This is a genomic window from Kitasatospora sp. NPDC024654 (genome assembly GCF_055559155.1).
Window position 1 is genome coordinate 1 of sequence record NZ_JBVHLF010000223.1, and the last position, 2,643, is coordinate 2,643.

Sequence of the window (2,643 nt, forward strand, 5' to 3'; positions counted from 1 at the left end):
CCATGATCCTGCTCTGCCTGGCCGGTTACGCCCGACCCCTGCCCGGCCGAGCACAACCGAGCCCCATCAAGACCCACAGAAGAGAGCGATGAGCCTTTTTTACAGACCCCCGTCATGCGGTGGAAGATCCGGCGTGGCAGGCGACGATCACAGTCGCGTTCGTGATCCACTTCGCTTGGGTGAGCGGAGCAATGCACCACTTCTTACCCCCGTTCTGAGGACCGTCGCCTGCCGGGAGTGACACTCGACCGCTATGAACCGTCATACTCTGTTCTCCCTCACGGCCTGCCTGTCGCTGGCTTTCGTCTCGACCGCGTTCGTGCTCCCGGCCGCCGCCGACACACCCATCGCCGCTCACAAATCGGCCGATGTGGCCAAGCTGGCACTGGCCAACGTCGGGAAGGGGGCCGGTACCTGTTCTCTGGTCAACCCCGCGCCCAACAGCTTGGGTGGTACGGAGTTCGAGACCAGCTGCGTGGGCTGGGCTGGCGTTCCCGAGTACTGGTGCGCGGACTTCGCCACGTGGGTCTGGCGGAACAGCGGCCTGAACGTCGCCGGGCTCAACGCGGACGTGACCTCTTTCATCAGTGCGGCCCGTATGAACGGCAGTAGCGTGCACACCGACGCCGCCTACCGCCCGCAACTGGGGGACGCCGCAGTGTATGGCGAGGAACACGTCGGCCTCGTCACCGCGAGCGGCACGGACGGCTCGATCCAGGTCACCAACGGTGACTGGGACGGCGATGACAGCAGTACCGAGGCGCACTTTGCGCAGACATCGCTGGTAGTCAACAAGAGCGTCAGCCCCACCGAGATCCCGGTGGGGTCGTACCAGACCAACCAGAAGTACACGGTCACCGCATACGTCACCCCGAGCAGCTCCCCGGTCACTACCGCGCCGCTACAAGCCTTCTGGCAGGAGGTGAGCGCATGGCTGTCGGGGCGGGAACTGTTGCAGCAGCACCAGCGCCACCCCGTCAGCATCGGCCACAACACGGCATCAGCAGTGGCAAGAACCCGACTGCCAGACCCACAGGGTGACCCCCAGCGAAGTCGATGTGACCGGCGTGTGAGGTTCGGTTGTGATGTCGCCGGGACGTGCCGGGGTCAGCCTGCGAAGCTGCCGGGCCCGCCACCTCCCAGCTGCGACCGGCACACCGCGCGCAGGTAACCGTCGTTGAACGGGCCCTGCAGTCCCGTCACGGCTCACGCGACCGGGGCACCGCCGGCCCCAACCCTTTCCTTCCAGGGCATCAGCAGTCGTGCCTCGCCGTCCGGCGTCCAGGCCACGGTCAGGTCGAGGTTGTCGGCGTGGGCGCGCCAGCCGTGCATCCCGCTGTCGTAGTCGGCCATCACGACCGCCGCGCGTACCCGCACCGGACGCCGCCCTTCATCGGTCTGCTGCCACTGCAGCACGTCCAGGACCGCGTGGCCGTCCAGCACCGCCCAGCCCGGGTGGGCGACCTGGCGTGCCCAGGTGGAACGCACCGACAGCTGCACGATCGGCGGGCCGCCGTACTCGCGCTTGAACGTGAAGAACATCCCGGGTTCCCCGTCGGTGGTCATCGACTCGACCACCGCCTTGGGAACGTCGGGGACGCAGGAGGCGTCGTGGCCGGCTGGATCGTTACCGGCCTGGAAGCCCGGCGGCGGATCCGGGTGATGGGCGTAGTCCATCTCCTCGAACCAGGCGGCGAAACCCGCCCGGACCGCCGCAACGACCGCCTCGCCGACCCTTTCCCGCGCCTCGGCCACCCTCACGCCCGCTGACCCCGACCAGTCCGAGCTGTTGCTGCAGGTCGCCGCGGTGCTGAGGGAACGGGATCCCGCCGCCGCCGAACGCATAGCCGGTGTGATACCCAGCCCCGGCTACCGGACGAAGGCGTTGCTGAGGATCGCCGAGGCGTTGTGGGCACTGGATCCGGCCAGGGCCAGGGCGCTGCTCAGCGAGGCCGAACGCGTGGCCGCCTACGAGTACTACGAGCGGCCCGACCTGTCGCTGCAGATCGCCGGGGCGCTGACGGAACGGGATCCCGCCGCCGCCGCCGCCCGCGTAGCCGGCACAATCGAGCACAGCGCCATCCGGAGGAGTGAAGCGTTGATGGGGATCGCCGCTGCAGTGGTCGAACGGGACCCGATCACCGCCGAGCGACTGCTCGCCGCAGCCGAACACGCAGCCCGCAGCAGTGCCCTTCGTGGCGACTCGGCCGGCGCGCTGATGAAGATCGCCGCGGCCTTGGCAGGGCGTGACCCTGACAGGGCCGAGGAATTGCTCATCGAGGCTAAACCCCTGGTGTACGAAGGATTCGGTGCCGAGTACGTAGCCGGCTACTTGGTCGAGGGGCTGACAGAGGTCGCGGCCACGATGGGCATGCGCTATCCGACCCGGGCCGAGGCACTGTTGAGGGATGCCGAAGACCAGGCCCTACGAGGAGACCGGTGGACTCGATGTCCCGTATTCCGCGCGGGTCGGCGAGCAGGAGAACTTCCGGCTCGGTGAATGGCTGACGCAGCGGCGGGTGGAGTTCGCGAACGGCGAATTGCCGCGTCTCAGCGACGGTTGAAAACTGACCGCTGAACGGCGGATGAAACGGGACCCACCGGAGCAAATCCGACCCTTCTTGCGATCGTCTGATCATCCTG

General features: G+C 67.7%; 3 protein-coding genes. 2 read left to right on the top strand and 1 reads right to left on the bottom strand.

Annotation, left to right across the window (positions count from 1 at the left end):
* The first annotated feature begins 253 nt into the window (after positions 1-253).
* The gene (locus ACZ38L_RS39090) at positions 254-1,171 is read left to right on the top strand and encodes a CHAP domain-containing protein (protein WP_465702851.1); all 918 of its coding nucleotides are present in this window, start codon (positions 254-256) and stop codon (positions 1,169-1,171) included.
* A gap of 35 nt (positions 1,172-1,206) precedes the next feature.
* Here the strand turns inward: ACZ38L_RS39090 and ACZ38L_RS39095 are convergent, their stop codons facing one another.
* The gene (locus ACZ38L_RS39095) at positions 1,207-1,761 is read right to left on the bottom strand and encodes a hypothetical protein (protein ID WP_465702853.1); all 555 of its coding nucleotides are present in this window, start codon (positions 1,759-1,761) and stop codon (positions 1,207-1,209) included.
* A gap of 28 nt (positions 1,762-1,789) precedes the next feature.
* Here ACZ38L_RS39095 and ACZ38L_RS39100 point away from each other — a divergent pair, with 28 nt between their 5' ends.
* A complete protein-coding gene (locus ACZ38L_RS39100) occupies positions 1,790-2,500 on the top strand; it encodes a hypothetical protein (protein WP_465702855.1) in 711 nt (236 codons plus the stop codon).
* Positions 2,501-2,643 lie beyond the last annotated feature (143 nt).